Source organism: Bradyrhizobium amphicarpaeae (genome assembly GCF_002266435.3).
GTDB lineage: Bacteria > Pseudomonadota > Alphaproteobacteria > Rhizobiales > Xanthobacteraceae > Bradyrhizobium > Bradyrhizobium amphicarpaeae.
The window spans coordinates 6,698,721-6,717,436 of the sequence record NZ_CP029426.2; the positions used below are offsets into that span (position 1 = coordinate 6,698,721).

Here is an 18,716-nt window from a genome sequence, read left to right on the forward strand (position 1 = left end):
AGCGCGCCGTCTTCGGCGTGGTGCGCTGCAGAGCCGGGGCCCATGTCACAGCGAGTTCGATGCGAGATGGGTCCCGGCTCTGCGCAGCAGCGTTTCACGCTGCAGCGCGTCCGGGACACGATCGTCACGGTCTCGAAAACGTCTTCCTGAATTGCGCCGGATACCTCGCGGCCTGCAAGCCGCCGCGCGAGAGGTAGGAGGCCATCAGCGCGCACCAGAGCCCGGCATTGCCGAGCGATTGCAGCGCCCACCAGGCGGCGAAGAAGATCAGCAGCGAAGCCAGCATCAGATTGCGCATCTCGCGCGCCCAGGTCGCGCCGATATAGATGCCGTCGAAGCCGAAGGCGAACACACCGGGGATCGGCGCGAGCACGACGAACGGCAGGAATTCGCGCGCGGCACGGCGGACCTCGTCACTCGCCGTCATGACATCGATCAGGGCGGGCCCGAACAGCGCGAACAGTCCCGACACCACCAGCGCGAAGCCGAGGCCCCACAGCAGCACCAGCCGGGTCGAATCCGCAAAGCCTTTTGCATCGCGCGCGCCGACGGCGCGGCCGCAGAGCTGCTGTGCGGCGTTGGCGAGACCGTCGAGGAAGAAGGCGCTGACCAGCAGGAAATTGTTGAGCACGGAGTTCGCGGCCAGCGTGACGTCGCCGGCCTGCGCGCCCTTGGCGGTGAAGAACAGGAACACGGCGATCAGCGCTGCGGTGCGGATCAAAATGTCGGTGTTCACCGCCAGCAACCGCAACAGCTTGTCGCGATCGAGCAGGGTCGCATACGGCACGGCAAAGCCGCCATCGGCATAATGCCGGCAGACGAGCACGCCGAGGGCGAAGCCGACCGCCTCCGACACCAGCGCGGCGATCGCGGCACCGGCGATGCCGGTGTCGTAGACCAGCACCAGCAGGATCGTCGCCGCCATGTTGACGAGGTTGATGCCGACCTGAAGCAACAAGGCCGAATTGGCGCGGGCCTGGCCGATCAGCCAACCGAGGATGACGTAATTGGCGAGCGCGAACGGCGACGACCAGATCCGGATCTTGAAGTAGGTGTTCGCGGCCCGCGTCACACCCTCGCTGCCGCCCATCAGATCGAACAGCACGGCAGCGAGCGGCAGTTGCAGCAGGATCAGCGCGGCGCCGATCAGGCCGGCAACGATGAAGCCGCGCGCCAGGATCGCGCTCGGCTCGTGTGTGTCGCCCGCGCCCAGCGATTGCGCGGTGAAGGCGAGCGTGCTCATGCGCAGGAAGCCGAACAGCCAGAACAGGCAATCGAACATCACCGAGGCCATCGCGACGCCGCCGAGCAGGGCGGCATCATCGAGCCGGCCGATCGCCGTGGTCGAGACCACGCCGATCAGCGGCGTGGTGAGGTTCGCGACCATCGCCGGGCCGGCGATGGCGAACACTTGGCGGGTGCCGACGTTGGGATGGACGGGCGCGTGCATGGTCAGAACACGACGACCATGCCGTCCTCGGCCGCCATGTAAGGCAGCATATCGAGGCGCGACAGCATGTCGTCGCTCATATGGGTGAGGACGAGCCGCTTCGCACCGATCGCCGGCAGATGCTGTTCCAGGGTCTTCAGGCTGAGATGGTTCTTCACCACCTTCTCGTACATATAGGCTTCGGCAATGAAAAGATCCGCGCCATGCGCCAGCGGAATGAGCGTCTCCGTCCATTCGGTATCGGCGCTGTAGGCGAGCGTGCGGCCCTCGGCCTCGACGCGGTAGGCGAGGAAGGGACCGCCGGATTCGCCGTGCACCACGGGATAGGGCGTGACCGTCACGGCGCCGAAAGTCCGGCTCTGCTCGGGCGCGAGTTCGACGACGTCGACCTCGAAGCGTTGCTTTGTCGTCGAGGAGTGCTCGAACAGCGCTTCCATCACCTCACGCAGCCGCCGCTCGATGCCTTGCGGGCCTGCGATCGTCAACGGCCGCGTCCGCCGCGAAAACTGGGCGTCGAGTAGAAAAAAAGGCAGCCCCGCAAAGTGGTCGCCGTGGAAATGCGTGATCAGGATGAGATCGATGTCGCTGCGTTCGATCTCCAGACGCTTCAGCGCCGGCAGAGCCGACGCGCCGCAATCGATCAGGAAGTTGGCCTGGCGCCCCGAGACGTGGAAGCAGGTGTTGAGCCTGCCGCCGGAACCGAACGCGTCGCCACAGCCGACGAAACGGAGTTGCATCGGCTGCGGACCTTCAAAATCTCACCGGCCGCGCGGCGTGCCGAACACGCGCGAGAGCAGCCAGATCGGGATCACGATGACCGCGCCGAGCAGGAAGTAGCGCCACAGCCAGTTGATGGTGTCGAAGCCGAGATCCCACAGACGCTGGAACAACAGGCGGATGCTGGTGAGGATGTTCCAGGGATCGAAGCCGATCGCGGCGAGCACGACGCCGACCAGGATCGAGAGCAGGACCAGGCGAAATGCGACCGCCAGCGGCGAGCCGCCGAGAAAGCGGTTCAGCCCATCGTTACGGCCGGCCGGCAAATCTCTGACGTCTTGGACCATCTCAAACTCCTCAGCGGATTCGACCCATTATAGGGCACGGCGAGGCAGATGGGGAACCCGCAAGCGAGCGTCAATCGGGTTACCGGAGTTTAATTGGGGCGGGCGAGGGCCCTGGAGCGGTGGCATCGGTGGCGCCCCAGGCTCCCAAACCTCTCCCGCTTGCGGGAGAGGTCGCGCCGAAGGCACGGGAGAGGCTATCTCCTCTTGGGGATTGTCCCAATGCGGAAGCAGCCCTCTCCCCCACCCTCTCCCGCAAGCGGGCGAGGGAGCGCACCGCAATCGTGGCGGCAATCGAGACTCATCGCCTTCACGCCTCACTCTCCGCCACCTCCGTCTTCAACATCCGCTCCAGCGTTTCCAACCGGTCCGCCTCGCGCGGCGGCTTGTCCCAGCGCAGGCGGCTGATGCGGGGGAAGCGCATGGCGACGCCGGATTTGTGGCGCGGCGAGCGCTGCAGGCCCTCGAACGCTACTTCGAGCACCAGCCCCTTGTCGCCCTCGTGCACGACGTGGCGGACGGGGCCGAACTTTTCCGTGGTGTTGCGGCGGACGAAGCGGTCGATCTGCAGCAACTCCTCGTCGGTGAAGCCGAAATAGGCCTTGCCGACCGGCACCAGTTCGTCACCGCCCCCGCCTGCAGTCCAGACGCCGAATGTGTAATCGGAATAATAGGACGAGCGCTTGCCGTGACCACGCTGCGCATACATCAGCACGGCGTCGATGATGTGCGGATCGCGCTTCCACTTCCACCACTGGCCCTTGGGACGTCCGGGCAGGTAAAGCGCATCGCGCCGCTTCAGCATGACACCCTCGACGGCATCCGCATCCTCGCCGGCGCCGGCACTCGCCGGATCGGCGCGCGCGGCCGTCAGCGCCTCCCAGCTTGCGAAGGGCACGGTCGGCGACAGGTCGATGCGGGGATCACCGAGCTTCCCGATGAAGACCTCCAGCCGTTCGCGCCGCTCGGCGAACGGCAGCTCGCGCAGATCGTTCTCGTCGTCGCCGAGCAGATCGTAGGCGCGCAGATGAATCGGATATTCCTTGATCAGCTTGGGCGACACGATCTTGCGGTTGAGCCGCTGTTGCAGGACGTTGAAGCTCTGCACCCGCCCCTCGCGCAGGATCAGAAGCTCGCCGTCGATCGCGCCCGGCAGGCGCAGCGACGGCACCAGATCCGGAAAGCTCCCCGTGATGTCCTCGCCGGTGCGCGAATAGAGCCGGGCCGTGATGTGGCCGCTTTCCTCGCGCCCCGCCACGGCCTGCACGCGGATGCCGTCCCATTTCCATTCGGCGATGTACTCGGCCGGATCGAGCGCAGCGAAATCGCTGTCCTCGATCGCATGCGCCAGCATCACGGGCCGGAACGGCGCCGGGTCGCGGTTGACAGGCTTGTCGCCGCGGCCCTCCAGCCAGGCGAACAGGTCGAGATAGGGCGGTGCAAGGCCGGGCCACATCAGCTCGATGTCATGCGGATCCCTGTCGCCGAGCGCCGCCGCCGCGGTCTTCGCCAGCCGTGCCGAGATGCCGATACGTAGCGCGCCGGTGACGAGCTTCAGCAGCGCCCAGCGGCCGGTCTCATCGAGCTCGTCGAGCCAGCGTTCGAGCTGCTTCGGTAACTCGGTCTTGCCGAGCGTACGCAGCGTAGTGACGACTTCGGTGAGGCTGGGCGGCGGCGGGTTGTTGTGAGCGGCGAGATCGGCCTTCGGCCACATCAGCGCCACGGTCTCCGAGAGATCGCCGACGTAGTCGTAGCTCAACCCGAACAGCACCGGATCGGTGCGCGACGCGATGAGGTCGCGGATCAACGCCGGCTTGGCGTGCTTGAAGCTGAGCGCGCCCGTGAGCGCGGCCAGCGCATAGCCGCGGTCGGGATCGCCGACCTCGCGGAAATAGCCGGTGAGCAGCCGCAGCTTGTTGTTGCGGCCGGGCTCGTAGGCGAGACGGTCGAGCAGTTCGGCGAAGCGGTTCATGCCTCGGCCTCGTCGGAGGCTGGCGTCTCGTTCTCCTCCTCGTCGCCATAGCCGACGAGATCGAGTGGCCGCGCTTGCAGGCCTCGCGACTTGCACCAATGCACCAGCGCATCTTCCTGGCCGTGCGTGACCCAGATCTCGCCGGCACCGGTCGCGGCGATGGTGGCGGTGAGGCCGTCCCAATCGGCGTGGTCGGAGATCACCAGCGGCAGCTCGATGCCACGCTGCCGCGCCCGGGCGCGCACCCGCATCCAGCCCGAGGCGAACGCGGTGACGGGATCGGGAAAGCGCCGGGTCCAGAGATCGGAGGTTGCCGAGGGCGGAGCCAGCGTGATGGTACCGGCGAGCGCCGCCTTCTTCACGCCCTTCGCCGGCCTGAGCTCGCCGAGATCGATGCCGCGACTCTGATAGTAATCGGTGATCTTCTCCATCGCGCCATGCAGATAGATCGGTGCATCGTATCCGGCCTGCCGCAGCAGCTTGATGACGCGTTGCGCCTTGCCGAGCGAATAGGCGCCGACCAGATGTGCGCGCTCGGGAAACAGCGCGACGGAGGCGAGCAGCTTCTTGACCTCGTCGGCAGCATCGCCATGCCGAAACACCGGCAGCCCGAACGTCGCCTCGGTGATGAAGACGTCGCATTGCACCAGCTCGAACGGCGTGCAGGTCGGGTCTAGCGCATCCTTGTAGTCGCCGGAGGCGACGATGCACGTGTCCTTGCAGGTCACCGCGACCTGCGCCGAGCCGAGCACATGGCCGGCCGGGTGAAACTTGACCTTGACGTCGCCCAGCCGGATCTCGTCGCCGTAGCCGATCGCTTGCGTCGATCCGGCAAAATTCTCGCCGTAACGCAACCGCATCATGTCCAGTGTCTCCTGCGTCGCCAGCACCGCGCCATGGCCGGGGCGGGCATGGTCGGAGTGGCCGTGGGTGATCACGGCCCGCTCGACCGGACGGACGGGGTCGATATGGAAGCCGCCGGGCTTGCAGCACAGGCCGGCAGCAGCCGGCAGCAGGATGTCTTGTGGACGCATGCGAGTGATATAGGAAGGAGCCGCTCCAAATTAAGCCGTCATGCGCGGGCTTGACCCGCACATCCATCGTCCTAAAGAGTTCCTTTTTTGATGGATTGCCGGGTCAAGCCCGGCAATGACGAACTGGTTCCTCCATGCCCCTGCGTCTGTTCCAGTCCTCCGGCGATCTGATTGCCGACCGCCGCTTCGAATTCGCCCGCGACCTCCAGCTCAAGGGCGATCTGCCCGCCGCCGCCGACCTGCTGGAGCAGGCGCTCGAGCTCGCGCCCAATTTCACATCGGCGTGGTTCACGCTGGGCGAAATCCGCGAGGAACTCGGCGAGCGCGACAAGGCCATCGCAGCCTTCCGGAAAGCGCGCGAGGCCGACCCGCAGGACCAGCACGGCGCCAGCCTGCGTTTGATCCGGCTCGGGGACGAGCAACTCTCCGAGATGCCGAAGGCATATGTGCAGGCCCTGTTCGATCAATATGCGCCGCATTTCGAGGATGTGCTCGTCAACGATCTCGACTATCGCGCGCCGTCCCTGATCTTCAAGGCGGTGATCGCCGTGCGCGTCGCCGCCAGGAAGCCGGCTCTTTTCAAGCGCGCCATCGATCTCGGCTGCGGCACCGGGCTTGCGGCGGCCGCCTTCGCCAGGCAGGTCGATCATTTCACCGGGATCGATCTCTCTCCCGGCATGATCAAGGAGGCGCGCGCGACGGGTCTCTATGCCGAGCTCGAAATCGCCGACATGATCGAGGGCTTGCAAGGCAAGCCCCAAGGAAGCGCAAACCTGATCGTTGCGGCGGATGCGTTTGTCTATCTGTCAGATCTCGCGCCGGTGCTGACGGAAGCAAAGCGCGTGCTTGCGCCGGGCGGCGTGCTTGCTTTCACGCTCGAGACCCACGATGGCAGCGGCATCATTCTCGGAGAAGGCCTGCGCTATGCCCATGCAGCGGAATATGTGCGGAGCGCGCTCGTCAGGACCGGATTGAAGCTCCTGACATTGCAGCCGGCCTCGCCGCGCATCGAGAACAACGAGCCGGTGCGCGGCCTCGTCGTCGTCGCCGAGAAAACTTGAGTCTAGGCGCTAATGCCTTGAGATTTAAGCGTCATTGCGTCGCAAAGCGATGACTTCCCACTTGCGAGCCGTGCGGCCCTGCCAGCACAATGCGCGCATTAGGGAGAAAACAAAAATGACCAGGAATCCATCGCGGCGCGATTTCAGCGCCGCCGCGCTTGCCGCCATCGCCGCATCCACCTTGCCCGCGCCTTATGTCTGGGCCGCGGAGAAGAAATACGACGCGGGCGCCAGCGACACCGAGATCAAGATCGGGCAGACCGTCCCGCATTCCGGCCCCGGCTCGCTCTACGGCGTGTTGGGGCGCATCGGCGAAGCCTATTTCCAGATGCTGAACGAGAAGGGCGGCATCAACGGACGCAAGGTCAAGTTCCTCACCATGGACGACGCCTATAGCGCGCCGAAATGCGTCGAGGCGACGCGGCGCTTGGTCGAACAGGAAGAGGTGCTCGCGTTGTACGGCTCGCTCGGCACCGCGCCGCAGACCGCTGTGCACAAATATCTGAACTCCAAGGGCGTGCCGCAGCTGCTGCTCAACACCGGCGCGTCGAAGTGGAATAACCCCAAAGAGTTCAAATGGACGATGGCGGGCCTCCCGCTGTATCCGACCGAGGCGCGCATCCTGGCGCGCCACGTCGTCAGCGTGAAGCCGAACGCCAAGGTCGGCATCCTCTACCAGAACGACGATTTCGGCCGTGACTTCTTGGGACCCTTCAAGAAGGTGCTGGCCGACGCCGGCGGCACCGCATCGGTGATCATGGAGCAGACCTACGATCTCACCGATCCCACGGTCGATTCCCAGCTCATCAATCTCTCGAAGTCCGGCGCCGACGTCTTCTACAACATCTCGACCGGCAAAGCCTCGTCGCAGTCGATCCGAAAAGTCGCCGAACTCGGCTGGAAGCCGCTGCAGCTTCTGTCCGCCGGCTCGACCGGCCGCTCGATCCTCAATGCCGCGGGCCTCGATAACGCCGCCGGCATCGTCGCCATCCGCTACAACAAGGAGGTCGGCCTGCCCAAATGGGAGAAGGACCCAGACGTCATGGCGTTCGAGGAATTGCGCAAGAAGTACACGCCGGCGATCGATCAGGACAACACCATCGCCTTCGCCGGCTACGGCCAGGCCGTGACCATGGGCGAGATCCTGCGCCGCTGCGGCGACGAGCTCACCCGCGCCAACGTGCTGAAGCAGGCCTCGACGCTGGCAGGCTTCCACTCGCCCTACTTCCTCGACGGCGTCACCTACAGCTACACGCCCGAGAACTACACACCGATGAAGACGCTCTTCATCTCCACCTTCACCGGCAAGGACTGGGATATCTCCGACAAGCCGATGTCGGAATAGCACCCACATCGTCATGGCCGGGCTTGTCCCGGCCATCCACGCCATTCTACGCGGCACGAAGAACGTGGATGCCCGGGACAAGCCCGGGCATGACGGCCTCGGCTAAACGTTCATATGCGATCGCCTGCTCTCAAGCAGAAAAAGGAGAGCACAACTAACTCGCGACCGCCAGCCGATACGCCGCCGCGGCATTCACGCCAAACGCCTTGTCCCGCACTCGTGGCCCAAGCCTCGCTAGGCAGGCCTCCAGCGCGCTCTTGATCTCGCCATAGCTTCCCGCAAGCAGGCACACCGGCCAGTCCGAGCCGAAGATCAGCCTGTCCTCGCCGAAACATTTGGCGGCGTGGGCGACGAACGGAAACAGGCGATCGGCATCCCAGTCGTTCCAGACTGCCTCGGTCGCAAGCCCGGAGATCTTGCACCAGACATTGCCGCAAGCGCCGAGCGCCTTGATAAGATCGGCCCATTCGGTGCTGCCGACATCCGCAATCGGCGGCTTGGCCGCGTGGTCGAGCACGAAGCGCGCCTGCGGGAAGGCCTGCGCGGTGGCGATCGCGGCGGGCAGTTCGCGGGCGCGGACGAGGAAGTCGTAGGCGAGACCGCGCGCGAACACCGCAGCGAGACCGCGCCGGACGTCCTCGCGCAGCAGCCAATCGGGATCGGCCTCGTCGTGGACCTGGTGGCGGATTCCGACCAGCTTGCTGCCGCCGGGTGAGGCGCGAAGCCGATCCAGCGTGTCGCCCAGCGAACCATCCGTCAGATCAGCCCAGCCGACCACGCCGACGACGAAGGGATTTTCGTGCGCAATGCGCAAAAATTCCTCGGTCTCCTCCAGCGCAGAGCGGCACTGCACCACGATGCTGGCGTCGATGCCGTTCGCCTTCAGCAGCGGCGCAAGATCGTCGGGACCGAAGGCGCGGCGGATCGGCGTCAGCTCGTCCGCTGCCATCCAGGGATAGTCGGCACGCGCCGGGTCCCAGAAATGCTGGTGGGCGTCGATGATCATGCCTTACGCTCCACCCGGCAGCGGCGCCCGGGCATCGACGAGGTTTCGCGCCCGCAGCTCCTGCCAGACGGCAACCGGCACCGTTGTCTCCGACATCGCGATGTTGTCGGCGACTTCCACGGCGTTGCGCGCGCCCATCACGGCGACCGTGACGGCCGGATGCGCCATGCAGAACTGCAGTGCGGCGGCCTTCAGCTCGGTGCCATGCCTGCGGCAGAGCGCGTCCAGCTCCAGCGCCCGCGCAACCAGCGCCGCATCGGCATCCTGATAGTTGAACTTCGCGCCGGCATGCGGATTGGCGAGGATGCCGCTGTTGTAGATGCCGCCGAGCAGGATGCCGATGCCTTTCGCCGTGCAGAGCGGAAACAGCGCATCCAGCGCGCCCTGATCGAGCAGCGTGTAGCGCCCGGCGAGCAGGAAGCAGTCGACCGGCACGGACTCGGCAAAGCGGACCAGCATCTCCGACTGGTTCATGCCGGCGCCGATCGCACTGACCGTGCCCTCACTGCGCAAGCGCTGGAGCGCGCGGAAAGCACCGGCGACGGCGTCGTCATAATGATCGTCGGGATCGTGCACCAGCAGGACGTCGATACGGTCGAGCCCGAGCCTTCCCAAGCTCTCCTCCACCGATCGCAGCACGCCGTCATGGCTGAAATCGAACACCGGCCGCTCGCGCGGCGTGCCCTTGTAATGCTCGTCCTCGGCGGCGCCGTCATCCGGTGCGCGCAGCAGACGGCCGACCTTGGTCGAGATGACGTAGGAGTCGCGCTTCTGCTGCCGCAGGAATGCGCCGAGCCGCCGTTCTGCGAGGCCGAAGCCGTAGAGCGGCGCGGTATCGAAGAAGCGCACCCCGAGCGACCAGGCGCGCGCGACCGTCGCCTCCGCGTCGGCATCGCTGACGGGGGCGAACAATCCGCCGAGCGGGGCGGAACCGAGCCCGATTGAGGTAACGTCGAGCGAGCCGAGCCGCGAGCGTTTCATTCCCATTGCCTTCCAGCAGTCTTCATTCCAGCAGTCGAAATCATCTCTCCCGCTCGCGGAAACCGCAAGCGGGAGAGGTTCGAAGGAACTCGGAGCTGGCGGTGCTCCTACTTCAACATCTGCGCGACGTTGTCCTTGGTCACGAGGTCGAGGCCGGTGTAGACGATCTCCGGCACCTTCTCGCCCTTCTTGACGGCGAGCAGCGTGTCCATCGCCTTCTCGCCCATCTCGAACGGACGTTGGCCGACCAGCGCATTGGCATAGCCGTCGCGCAGCAGTTCGAGCTGCATCTTCAGCGTGTCGGCGACCACCAGCGTGAACTTGCCGGAATCGATGTCCTTCTTGGACCGAGAGGCGAAGGCCTTGAAACCTTCGGGCGCGAACATCGGCCAGCCGCCGATCGGAACGATGGCGGCGAGATCGGGTGTCGCGGTGCGCATATCCGTCATCTGCTGCACAGCGAGCGCGGGATCGTCGTTGCAGAAGGTCGGAGAGCCCGCCACCTCGGTCCATTTCGAGCCCTTCAACGCCTCGCGCACGCCGTCGACACGCTCGGCGAGGTTCTTGGCGCCGGGGCCGCCCGAGACCATGGCGTATTTGCCGCCGTCAGGGCGCATCTTCAGCAATTGCTTGCCGAGCGCGACGCCGAACTCCTTGTTGTTGGTGCCGATATAGGCGATGCGCTTGGAGCCGGGCGCGTCGGCATCGAAGGTGATGACGGGAATGCCGGCCGCGCTCGCCGCCTCGATCGACTTGGTCATGGCCGCGACGTCGGCGACCGAGATGGCGAGGCCGTCGACCTTCTGGGTGACGAAGTCCTGGATGATTTGGGCCTGCGTCGCCGGCTCGTGCTCGACCGGCCCCTTGTAGATGCACTCGATGTTGCCGAGCTCCTTGGCACGCTTCAGGCAGCCGTCGCGCGCGAAGTCGAAGAACGGATTGTTCATCGCCTTTGGCACGATCACGAAGCGGTAGTTCGCGGCGAATGCCGGCGTGGCCATCATCGCAATTGCGATGCCTGCCAGAAAAAATTTCCTCATCGTCTCCTCCACCCTTGTTTGGTGCCTATCCTCTCGAAAGCGCCCGGGAAGCGGACAGGCAGCAATTTATTTATCTTCCCAAAGCGAAATCATTTCAGCTCATCCGCGCGCGGATACGATCGACCAGCACGGCCAGAATGATGATCACGCCCACCAGCGTCTGCTGCCAGTAGGACGAGACCTGCGCCAGCACGAGGCCGTTGCGGATCACCTCAAGCAGCACGCAGCCGACGATGGCCCCGAGCGGACCGCCGATGCCGCCGGCGAGGTTGGCGCCCCCGATCACGGCCGCCGCGATCACGTTGAGCTCGTAGGACGTCGCCATGTTGGCCGGCGCCGATCCGAGCCATCCGGAGATGATGATGCCCTGCAGGCCTGCTGCGAGGGCACAGATCACGTAGACCTCGATCTTGACCCGCACGACCGGGATGCCGGTGAGTTCGGCGGCCTTCTCGTTGCCGCCGAGCGCGAAGACGTGGCGCCCGAACGAGGTGTGATGCAGCACCACCGCCATCGTCAGCGCGAGGACGATCAGATAGATGAAAGGCACGGGCACGCCGAGCACGTCGCCCGAGGTGAGCGCGTAGAAACGGTCCGCGTCCGGCCCGCCGGGAAAGCTGCCGCGGCCGTTGGAGACGACATAGCCGAGCCCGCGCACGATCGAGAGCATGCCGAGCGTGGTGACGAAGGGCGACAGGCCGAGCACCGCGATGCAGAAGCCGTTGACGAGACCCGCGATCAGCGCCACGCCGAGCCCGGCGAGGATCGAGACCAGCAGGATCAGGCCGGGAACGTTGGCAATCACGGTCTTGCCGTCGGCCGCCATGTGCACGAACAAGGCGCCTGCAGGCGAGCCCGGCGCCGACAGCTCGGTCATCACCATCGAGGTGATCATGGCCGAGAAGCACATCATCGACCCCACCGACAGGTCGATGCCGCCGGTGATGATGACGAAGGTGACGCCGAGCGTGGCGATGGCGATGAACGAGAAGTTCTTCGCCACGTTCTGCATGTTGCCTTCGGTGAAGAAATAGGGACTGGCGAAATGCATGATCACCAGCAGCACCGCGAGCGCGAGCAGGACGTAGCCGGTCTGCGAGGCGAAGATGCCGCGCTGCCACCATTTCGTCTTGCCGACGTTCGAGAACATCACGGAAGATTCCATGGGCATGGCCATCACGCCGCCTCCTTCGCACCGGTGATGAGGGCTGTGACTTCCTCCGGCGAGGTCTCGCGGATCGGTTTGTCGGCCCGCTTCTCGCCACGGCGCATGACGATGACGCGGTCGCACACCGCGAACACGTCGGGCATGCGGTGCGAGATCAGCATCACGGCGACGCCCTGCTCCTTGAGGCGGTGGATCAGGCCGAGCACCTGCTCGACCTGGCGGACCGAGATCGCGGCGGTCGGCTCGTCCATCATCACCAGCCGCGCGTTGGACAGCCGGGTCCGCGCGATCGCGACCGCCTGGCGCTGGCCGCCCGACATCTGCTTGACGAGGTCGTCGGGGCGCGTCTCCGAGCGCAGCTCGCCGAACAGCTCCAGCGCGCGCGCCGCCATCGCCTTGTGATCGAGAAGCGCGATCGGCCCGAATTTGCGCTTCAACTCGCGACCGAGGAACACGTTGGCCGCCGCGGTGAGATTGTCCGATAGCGCGAGGTCCTGGTAGACGACCTCGATGCCGACCGCGCGGGCATCGACAGGGCGGCTGAAATGGACCGCATTGCCGGCGAAGCGGATCTCGCCGTGGCTGGGCCGGAAATTGCCGGCGATGATCTTGACCAGCGTCGACTTGCCCGCGCCGTTGTCGCCCATCAGGCCGACCACCTCGCCCGGCATGACCTGCATGTCGACGCCGTGCAGCGCGCGGATCGCTCCGAACTCCTTGCCGATCCCGGTCAGCTCGAGCACCGGTGCCGCGTCAGCGTTTGCCATCAGCAACCTCGTTCAGACATAGCGGTTGACCAGGGATTCCAGATATTCCTGCCGGCCCGAGCGCGGCTGAGGGTCGAAGCCGGGCGCAAGCGCGCGGTCGGCGAGATCGGCGAGCGAACGCTGGCCGCCGAGAATGGCGCGCCCCTCCGGCCCAGCCCATCCCTGGTAACGTTCAGTCAGCGGCGCCGTGAGGGCGCCGGCATCGACCATGTCGGCGGCGGCGAGGAACGCCCGCGCGCAGGCATCCATCGAGCCGACATGGGCATGGATGAGATCATCGGGGTCGATCGACTGCCGCCGGATCTTGGCGTCGAAATTGAGGCCGCCGGAGGTGAAGCCGCCGCGGTTCAGCATCTCGTGAAACACCAGCGCGAGCTCCGGGACGTTCATTGCGAACTGGTCGGTGTCCCAGCCAAGCAGATCGTCGCCGCGGTTGATGTCGAGCGAGCCGAACACGCCGAGCGCCTCGGCCAGCGCGACCTCGTGATGAAAGGAATGGCCGGCGAGGATGGCGTGGTTCTGCTCGATGTTAAGCTTGACGTCGTTGAGCAGGTCGTAGCGTTCGAGGAAGCCGTAGCAGGTGGCGACGTCGAAATCATACTGATGCTTGGTCGGCTCCTTGGGCTTCGGCTCGATCAGGATCGGCCCCTTGAAGCCTATTTTGTGCTTATGCTCGACGACCAGCGAGATGAAACGGCCGAGCTGGTCGAGCTCGCGCTTGAGATCGGTGTTGAGCAGCGTCTCGTAGCCCTCGCGCCCGCCCCACAGCACGTAGTTCCGGCCACGAAGCCGGTGCGTCACCTCCAGCGCGGCGCGGACCTGGCCGGCGGCATAGGTGAAGATCTCCGGGTCCGGATTGGTCGCCGCGCCCGCCATGTAGCGGCGATGCGTGAACAGGTTCGCGGTGCCCCAGAGCAGGCGCACTTTTGCCGCGGCCATCTTTTGTTCGAACAGATCCGCAATCGCGTTGAGATTGGCGACCGACTCCGCGAGCGAAGCGCCTTCCGGCGCCGCGTCGACGTCGTGGAAGGTGAAGAACGGCACGTCGAGCAGCCGGAACAGCTCGAACGCGACGTCGGCCTTGGCCCGCGCCTGCGCCATCGCGTCACCGCCCTGGTGCCACGGCCTCAGGAACGTCTCGCCGCCGAACGGATCGCCGCCCGGCCAGCACAACGAATGCCAGTAGCAGACCGCAAAGCGCAAGTGGTCCTCCAGCCTGCGGCCGTGCACGAGGCGATCCTTGTCGTACCAGCGGAACGCGGGCGCTTGTGCTGCGTCCTTGCCGACGAAGGCGACGGGTGCATCCGCATCGAAGAATTTGGCTGGCGCGTTCACTTAGGGGCACTCCTTCAATGCGGGATAAAGCTCGCGCCATCGCCGATAGGCCTCGTCATAAGCTTCCGTGACGGATGCGCGGGGCGTGAAGCTCGCGAGCCGCCGCGGGCGGGTGCAGACCGCAGCGGGCTTCTCGCCGGTCGCAGCGAGCCGCCCGAGCCTGGCGGCGCCGAGCGCCGCCCCCACCTCGCCCTCCACGACGCGGTGGACGGGAATGCCGAGCACATCGGCGCAGATCTGCGCCCACAGCGGCGAGCGCGAGCCGCCGCCGACGAGATCGAGCTCGGCAATCGGCCCGCCCGCGGCGCTCAGGGCCGCCAGGTTGTCGCGCGCGGCGAAGGCGACGCCTTCGAGCACGGCCTGGACGATCTGCATCCGCCCGGTCGCACCGCGCAGGCCGACCAAGGCGCCGCTGGCGGCAGCATCGTTGTGCGGCGTGCGCTCACCGTCGAGATAGGGCAGGAATTTGATCGGGCTCGGCCCATCGACGCGCTCGCCGAGCGGCGCCAGCAGCGCTGCGGCCGATGTCTCCATCACACCGGCGAGCCAGGCCAGCGACGCCGCCGCCGAGAGCATCACGCCCATCTGGTGCCAGAGGCCCGGCAGTGCGTGGCAGAACGCATGCACTGCCGTTTCGGGCGCCGGGGCGAACCGGTCGGTGACGCGAAACACCACGCCGGACGTTCCCAGCGACAGGAACGCATCGCTTGGCGCAATGGCACCGAGCCCGATCGCGCTCGCGGCGTTGTCGCCGGCGCCCCCGGCGACGACGACATCCTTCGCCATGCCCCAGCGCTGCGTGAGTTCCGGCCCGAGCACCGCGCTCACGGCGCTGCCTTCGACGAGGCGCGGCATGTGGTGGAGATCGAGCCCAGTGGCATGCAGCAACAGAGGCGACCAGCGGCGCAGGCCGACATCGAGCCACAGCGTGCCGGCCGCATCCGACATGTCCTCGACCATCTCGCCGGTCAGGCGATAGCGCACATAGGCCTTGGGCAGCAGCACCTTTGCGATTCGCGCGAAGATCTTCGGCTCATGGCGCGCGACCCACAACAGCTTCGGCGCGGTGAAGCCGGGCATCGCCAGATTGCCGGCCATCGCGTGCAGCGAGGGGCAACGCTGCTCCAGCACGGCGCATTCGGCCTGCGAGCGGCCGTCGTTCCAGAGGATCGCCGGACGCAGCGGCCGTCCGTCCTCGTCGAGCAGCGTCGCGCCATGCATCTGGCCCGACAGGCCGATGCCGCCGACCCGCGCCACCTCGCGCGGATGGCGCGCGGCGAGATCGTCGACCGCGCTGATCGCGGCCTCGACCCAGGAATCGGGATCCTGCTCGGACCACAGCGGCGCCGGGTGCGACAGCGCGAGCTCGCGCGCCGCCGTCGCGAGAATCGCGCCGGCTTCGCTCACGAGCACCGCTTTCACGCCGGACGTGCCGATGTCCAGTCCGAGATACACTTCGTTTCCTCCTTGTTCATTGCGAGGCGCGATCTTGACGTCGCGTTCTCCGTCGGAGCCGCCGCGCTAGGGCAGATTGTCCCGCATCACGATGTCGATCCTGATCTTCTCCTGTTCGCGCAGGATCGGCTCGCCGCGGGCAAGTGCGAGCAGCACGCGCACCGCGGCGCGCGCTTCATGTCCGGGGTTCTGCGAGATCGCGGCATCCATCACGCCCTGCAGCAGCAACCGCCGCGTCAGCACGGTGACGTCGTGACCGACGAACACCACCTTGTCGCGAGCAGCTTCGCTCAACGCTTTGGCGACGCCTTGCGTGCCCGCGCCGACGTTATAAAGGCCGACAATGTCGGGATGCTTGCCCAACAGGCGCGCCAGCACCTGTTCCGAACGATCGTCCTCGTCGCGCCCTTCCAGCACCGGCAGCACGCTGAGCCCGGGGAATTCCGACGCCATCACCTGGTTGAAGCCGAAGATGCGCTCGGCATGGTCACGCAGGCCCTGCGAGCCCGCGACGATCGCGACCTTGCCGGACTTTTGACCGGCCAGCCGCCCGACCAGCGCGCCGGCGGTGCGCCCCGCAGCGATGTTGTCGATGCCGACATAATGGTGACGGCGCGACGACGGCACGTCGGATACCAGCGTCACCACCTTGGTGCCGGCATCGACGAGATCGTCGATCGCGGCGCGGACGCTGGGATGATCCAGCGCCACCATTGCGACACCGTCGTAATCGCTCGACAGCGCCTCCAGCGAGGCAGCGAGCACCGTCGGGTCGAACACGTCGGTTGCGACCATCTCGACATTGATGCGGCGAACCGAGAGCCAGGCCGACATCTCGCCGAGATAGGCTTCGATCTGCTGCATGAACGGGTTCGGCCCCGACGGCATCACGAAGGCGAAGCGCCGGGCGCGGCCGCGGGCGAGCTCGGCCGCGCCGACATGCGGCTGGAACGCGTTGCGCTCGATCGCCGCCTTGACGCGCCGCACCGTGTCCGGCCGCACCCCCGGCCGGTTGTGCAGCACGCGATCGACCGTCGCGAGGCTGACGCCCGCCTCGCGGGCGATGTCCTTCAGCGTCAGCGCCGTCGTGGTGAGGGTCTCGGCCATGACTGAAGGTTAGCAGAGGTGTTTTGAGGTACGCAACTCATTTTGAGGGTCGACCGCAACGGACCCCGGGGCACCAGCTACGCCGCAGTTCCTTCAGTCGCCCCTTTGGAAGGCGATGTCGCGCGCACAAAGGCCGCCGGATCGAGCGCATGCGCGCTGCCGGATGCCAGCTGTTCTGCGCCGCCGTGACGTGATGATCGAGCAGTGTGATCACGCGATCGAACGTTGCCGCTCGCCGTGACGCGCACGCTCCAACCTAATCAAAGTTTCATGCAACCGGTGATTTTCCGTGACGTTGTTTCTGCGAAGGCAGGATCGACATTCGAATGAAATGGAGACGCACGATGCGTGTTGCTGTCTTACTTGCTACCACGGCTACGATCGCTCTGGGCTCAGCGGCCTGGGCTGCTTCCAACAACGACGACGCCGCGCGAACGACCAACGTCCGACAGGACATGATGCAGACGCTGCAACAATCCGGGTACAAGGATATCAGGTTGGCCCCGACGTCGTTCGACGTTCAGGCGGTCGATGCCGATGGAAACCCGGTGCGGATGTCGATCGGGCCGGATCATTTCGCCGAAATGATCACCGTCAACGACACCCACCAGACCGCTGCAGACGCCAACTCCAACGCGGCACGGCCCGGCACTGCGGGCGACTACGTCACCGTCCAACAGAGCGACGATCTCGCATCGAAGCTCATCGGGCTCGACGTCTACAACAACGACAACAAGGATATCGGGACCATCAAGGACATCGCGCTCGACCAGAGCGGCCACGCCAACGCCTACATCCTGTCGGTCGGCGGCTTCCTGGGAATGGGAGAACATTACGTCGCCGTCTCGCCGTCGGCCATTCGTGTCACCTACAAGGACAACAAATGGCATGCCGGCATGAATGCCACGGCTGACCAGCTCAAATCGGCGCCCGAGTTCAAGTATAGCGGCCGCTGGGCCGGAAGCATGACCTAGCCGCCGAGGGCCGGCGTTCCTCTCCTCCAATGTCCGGCCTCGCGAGAGGCCCCGGGCCACCGGGGCCTCTCGTTCGCCGCGGCGGCAGCGAACGCGGCGCAAGCATCATTTTGGTCGAGCGGAGGGCTTGTTGGAGCGGGCGAAGGGAATCGAACCCTCGTATGCAGCTTGGGAAGCTGCCGTTCTACCATTGAACTACGCCCGCGGACGCGCAAGCTCGCGTGCCTCCTGATTAGCCGAGACGGCGCCGCGCGCCAAGCGGTTTGGCGCAGCCGGCCGGCTGGTTGTTAACGCCCCAGTAAGATTCCAGGTGCGCCGGATTGTGGCGGTGTTATGATCCCGTGTCTGGGAGAAACGTGCACTGAGTGGGGCGTGTGCATGGTGGAGCGTGGCTATTCGATATTCGACACGGCGATCGGGCGCTGCGGCATCATCTGGAGCAGCACCGGCGTGGTCGCCGTGCAATTGCCGGAGGCGCGGGAGATCGACACCCGCCGCCGCATCTTTGCGGTCCATCCCGAGGCGCGCGAGCAGCGCCCCTCCGACAATGCCGAGCTTGCGATCGACGGCATCGTGAGCCTGCTGCAGGGCAACGATCCCGATTTTTCCGAGGTCGGCCTGGATGCCGGCGGGGTGCCCGGCTTCAACCGGCGCGTCTATGAGTTCGCCTGCTCCATTCCGCGCGGGGAGACGCGCACCTATCACGAGGTCGCCAAGGCGCTGGGCGCTTCAGGCGCGGCCCATTCGGTGGCACAGGCGATCGCCAAAAATCCCTATATGCTGATCGTGCCCTGCCACCGTCTGCTGGAGGCCGGCAATTACACCGACCGGCTCTCGCCTTATGGCGGAGTGATCTCCAAACGGCGGCTGCTGGCGCTGGAGGGCGCCCATCCCGTCGCCAGCAAGACGCTGTTCGAGGTGCTGCTGCCCGTTGCTCCGCCAAGGCCGTCCACCTAGATA

General features: G+C 65.9%; 17 protein-coding genes and 1 tRNA gene. 4 read left to right on the forward strand and 14 right to left on the reverse strand.

Annotated features, from left to right (window positions below; all coding sequences use genetic code 11):
* Positions 1 to 124: 124 nt before the first annotated feature.
* The 5 genes from CIT40_RS31465 to CIT40_RS31485 all read right to left on the reverse strand — a co-directional run bounded on the left by CIT40_RS31465 (position 125) and on the right by CIT40_RS31485 (position 5,517).
* Positions 125 to 1,450 carry an MATE family efflux transporter gene (locus CIT40_RS31465; protein ID WP_094893147.1) on the reverse strand — a complete coding sequence of 442 codons (1,326 nt, stop codon included), beginning with the start codon at positions 1,448 to 1,450 and terminating at the stop codon, positions 125 to 127.
* A 2-nt stretch (positions 1,451 to 1,452) separates the two neighbouring features.
* Entirely contained in the window at positions 1,453 to 2,187 is a 735-nt protein-coding gene (locus CIT40_RS31470; protein ID WP_094893148.1) for an MBL fold metallo-hydrolase, read from the reverse strand.
* A 21-nt stretch (positions 2,188 to 2,208) separates the two neighbouring features.
* Positions 2,209 to 2,514 carry a DUF6460 domain-containing protein gene (locus CIT40_RS31475; protein ID WP_018320831.1) on the reverse strand — a complete coding sequence of 102 codons (306 nt, stop codon included), beginning with the start codon at positions 2,512 to 2,514 and terminating at the stop codon, positions 2,209 to 2,211.
* A gap of 307 nt (positions 2,515 to 2,821) precedes the next feature.
* Positions 2,822 to 4,483 carry a cisplatin damage response ATP-dependent DNA ligase gene (locus tag CIT40_RS31480; protein WP_094893149.1) on the reverse strand — a complete coding sequence of 554 codons (1,662 nt, stop codon included), beginning with the start codon at positions 4,481 to 4,483 and terminating at the stop codon, positions 2,822 to 2,824.
* Positions 4,480 to 5,517, reverse strand: a complete 1,038-nt coding sequence (locus CIT40_RS31485) for a ligase-associated DNA damage response exonuclease (RefSeq protein WP_094893150.1) — start codon at positions 5,515 to 5,517, stop codon at positions 4,480 to 4,482. The genes CIT40_RS31480 and CIT40_RS31485 overlap by 4 nt, the downstream gene beginning before the upstream one ends.
* Before the next feature lie 134 nt (positions 5,518 to 5,651).
* Between CIT40_RS31485 and CIT40_RS31490 the strand changes: the two genes are divergently transcribed.
* Positions 5,652 to 6,578 (forward strand): class I SAM-dependent DNA methyltransferase, encoded by a 927-nt coding sequence (locus CIT40_RS31490; protein ID WP_094893151.1) that lies wholly within the window; start codon positions 5,652 to 5,654, stop codon positions 6,576 to 6,578.
* 115 nt (positions 6,579 to 6,693) lie between these two features.
* A complete protein-coding gene (locus CIT40_RS31495; RefSeq protein WP_162307766.1) occupies positions 6,694 to 7,923 on the forward strand; it encodes an ABC transporter substrate-binding protein in 1,230 nt (409 codons plus the stop codon).
* A 154-nt stretch (positions 7,924 to 8,077) separates the two neighbouring features.
* Here CIT40_RS31495 and CIT40_RS31500 read toward each other — a convergent pair whose 3' ends face one another.
* From CIT40_RS31500 to CIT40_RS31535, 8 genes are all read right to left on the reverse strand, one after another.
* Positions 8,078 to 8,929 (reverse strand): amidohydrolase family protein, encoded by an 852-nt coding sequence (locus CIT40_RS31500; protein WP_094893153.1) that lies wholly within the window; start codon positions 8,927 to 8,929, stop codon positions 8,078 to 8,080.
* A 3-nt stretch (positions 8,930 to 8,932) separates the two neighbouring features.
* On the reverse strand, positions 8,933 to 9,910 hold the full coding sequence (locus CIT40_RS31505; protein ID WP_094893154.1) for an aldo/keto reductase: 978 nt from the start codon (positions 9,908 to 9,910) through the stop codon (positions 8,933 to 8,935).
* Positions 9,911 to 10,017: 107 nt separating this feature from the next.
* A complete protein-coding gene (locus tag CIT40_RS31510; RefSeq protein ID WP_162307767.1) occupies positions 10,018 to 10,950 on the reverse strand; it encodes a sugar-binding protein in 933 nt (310 codons plus the stop codon).
* A gap of 94 nt (positions 10,951 to 11,044) precedes the next feature.
* Positions 11,045 to 12,127: an ABC transporter permease gene (locus CIT40_RS31515; protein WP_162307768.1), complete on the reverse strand. Its 1,083-nt coding sequence runs from the start codon at positions 12,125 to 12,127 to the stop codon at positions 11,045 to 11,047.
* Positions 12,127 to 12,885 carry an ATP-binding cassette domain-containing protein gene (locus tag CIT40_RS31520; protein WP_094893157.1) on the reverse strand — a complete coding sequence of 253 codons (759 nt, stop codon included), beginning with the start codon at positions 12,883 to 12,885 and terminating at the stop codon, positions 12,127 to 12,129. The genes CIT40_RS31515 and CIT40_RS31520 overlap by 1 nt, the downstream gene beginning before the upstream one ends.
* Positions 12,886 to 12,897: 12 nt before the next feature.
* Positions 12,898 to 14,220 carry a xylose isomerase gene (xylA, locus tag CIT40_RS31525; protein ID WP_094893158.1) on the reverse strand — a complete coding sequence of 441 codons (1,323 nt, stop codon included), beginning with the start codon at positions 14,218 to 14,220 and terminating at the stop codon, positions 12,898 to 12,900.
* A complete protein-coding gene (gene xylB, locus CIT40_RS31530) occupies positions 14,221 to 15,675 on the reverse strand; it encodes a xylulokinase (protein WP_094893159.1) in 1,455 nt (484 codons plus the stop codon).
* Positions 15,676 to 15,741: 66 nt separating this feature from the next.
* Complete coding sequence (locus tag CIT40_RS31535; RefSeq protein ID WP_094893160.1) at positions 15,742 to 16,782, reverse strand: LacI family DNA-binding transcriptional regulator; 1,041 nt, start codon at positions 16,780 to 16,782, stop codon at positions 15,742 to 15,744.
* A 344-nt stretch (positions 16,783 to 17,126) separates the two neighbouring features.
* Between CIT40_RS31535 and CIT40_RS31540 the strand changes: the two genes are divergently transcribed.
* Entirely contained in the window at positions 17,127 to 17,756 is a 630-nt protein-coding gene (locus CIT40_RS31540) for a PRC-barrel domain-containing protein (protein WP_244611880.1), read from the forward strand.
* A 131-nt stretch (positions 17,757 to 17,887) separates the two neighbouring features.
* Here the strand turns inward: CIT40_RS31540 and CIT40_RS31545 are convergent.
* Positions 17,888 to 17,961: transfer RNA gene (locus tag CIT40_RS31545), tRNA-Gly, on the reverse strand.
* Between the two features lie 173 nt (positions 17,962 to 18,134).
* Between CIT40_RS31545 and CIT40_RS31550 the strand changes: the two genes are divergently transcribed.
* Positions 18,135 to 18,713, forward strand: coding sequence for a methylated-DNA--[protein]-cysteine S-methyltransferase (locus tag CIT40_RS31550; RefSeq protein ID WP_094893161.1), 579 nt, complete (start codon positions 18,135 to 18,137; stop codon positions 18,711 to 18,713).
* The last annotated feature ends 3 nt before the right edge of the window (positions 18,714 to 18,716 follow it).

Bases quoted from the DNA above. Each gene is read 5' to 3' on its own strand.
- CIT40_RS31465 (WP_094893147.1), bottom strand. From the start codon at position 1,450: ATGCACGCGCCCGTCCATCCCAACGTCGGCACCCGCCAAGTGTTCGCC.
- CIT40_RS31470 (WP_094893148.1), bottom strand. From the start codon at position 2,187: ATGCAACTCCGTTTCGTCGGCTGTGGCGACGCGTTCGGTTCCGGCGGC.
- CIT40_RS31475 (WP_018320831.1), bottom strand. From the start codon at position 2,514: ATGGTCCAAGACGTCAGAGATTTGCCGGCCGGCCGTAACGATGGGCTG.
- CIT40_RS31480 (WP_094893149.1), bottom strand. From the start codon at position 4,483: ATGAACCGCTTCGCCGAACTGCTCGACCGTCTCGCCTACGAGCCCGGC.
- CIT40_RS31485 (WP_094893150.1), bottom strand. From the start codon at position 5,517: ATGCGTCCACAAGACATCCTGCTGCCGGCTGCTGCCGGCCTGTGCTGC.
- CIT40_RS31490 (WP_094893151.1), top strand. From the start codon at position 5,652: ATGCCCCTGCGTCTGTTCCAGTCCTCCGGCGATCTGATTGCCGACCGC.
- CIT40_RS31495 (WP_162307766.1), top strand. From the start codon at position 6,694: ATGACCAGGAATCCATCGCGGCGCGATTTCAGCGCCGCCGCGCTTGCC.
- CIT40_RS31500 (WP_094893153.1), bottom strand. From the start codon at position 8,929: ATGATCATCGACGCCCACCAGCATTTCTGGGACCCGGCGCGTGCCGAC.
- CIT40_RS31505 (WP_094893154.1), bottom strand. From the start codon at position 9,910: ATGAAACGCTCGCGGCTCGGCTCGCTCGACGTTACCTCAATCGGGCTC.
- CIT40_RS31510 (WP_162307767.1), bottom strand. From the start codon at position 10,950: ATGAGGAAATTTTTTCTGGCAGGCATCGCAATTGCGATGATGGCCACG.
- CIT40_RS31515 (WP_162307768.1), bottom strand. From the start codon at position 12,127: ATGGCCATGCCCATGGAATCTTCCGTGATGTTCTCGAACGTCGGCAAG.
- CIT40_RS31520 (WP_094893157.1), bottom strand. From the start codon at position 12,885: ATGGCAAACGCTGACGCGGCACCGGTGCTCGAGCTGACCGGGATCGGC.
- CIT40_RS31535 (WP_094893160.1), bottom strand. From the start codon at position 16,782: ATGGCCGAGACCCTCACCACGACGGCGCTGACGCTGAAGGACATCGCC.
- CIT40_RS31540 (WP_244611880.1), top strand. From the start codon at position 17,127: ATGCGTGTTGCTGTCTTACTTGCTACCACGGCTACGATCGCTCTGGGC.
- CIT40_RS31550 (WP_094893161.1), top strand. From the start codon at position 18,135: ATGGTGGAGCGTGGCTATTCGATATTCGACACGGCGATCGGGCGCTGC.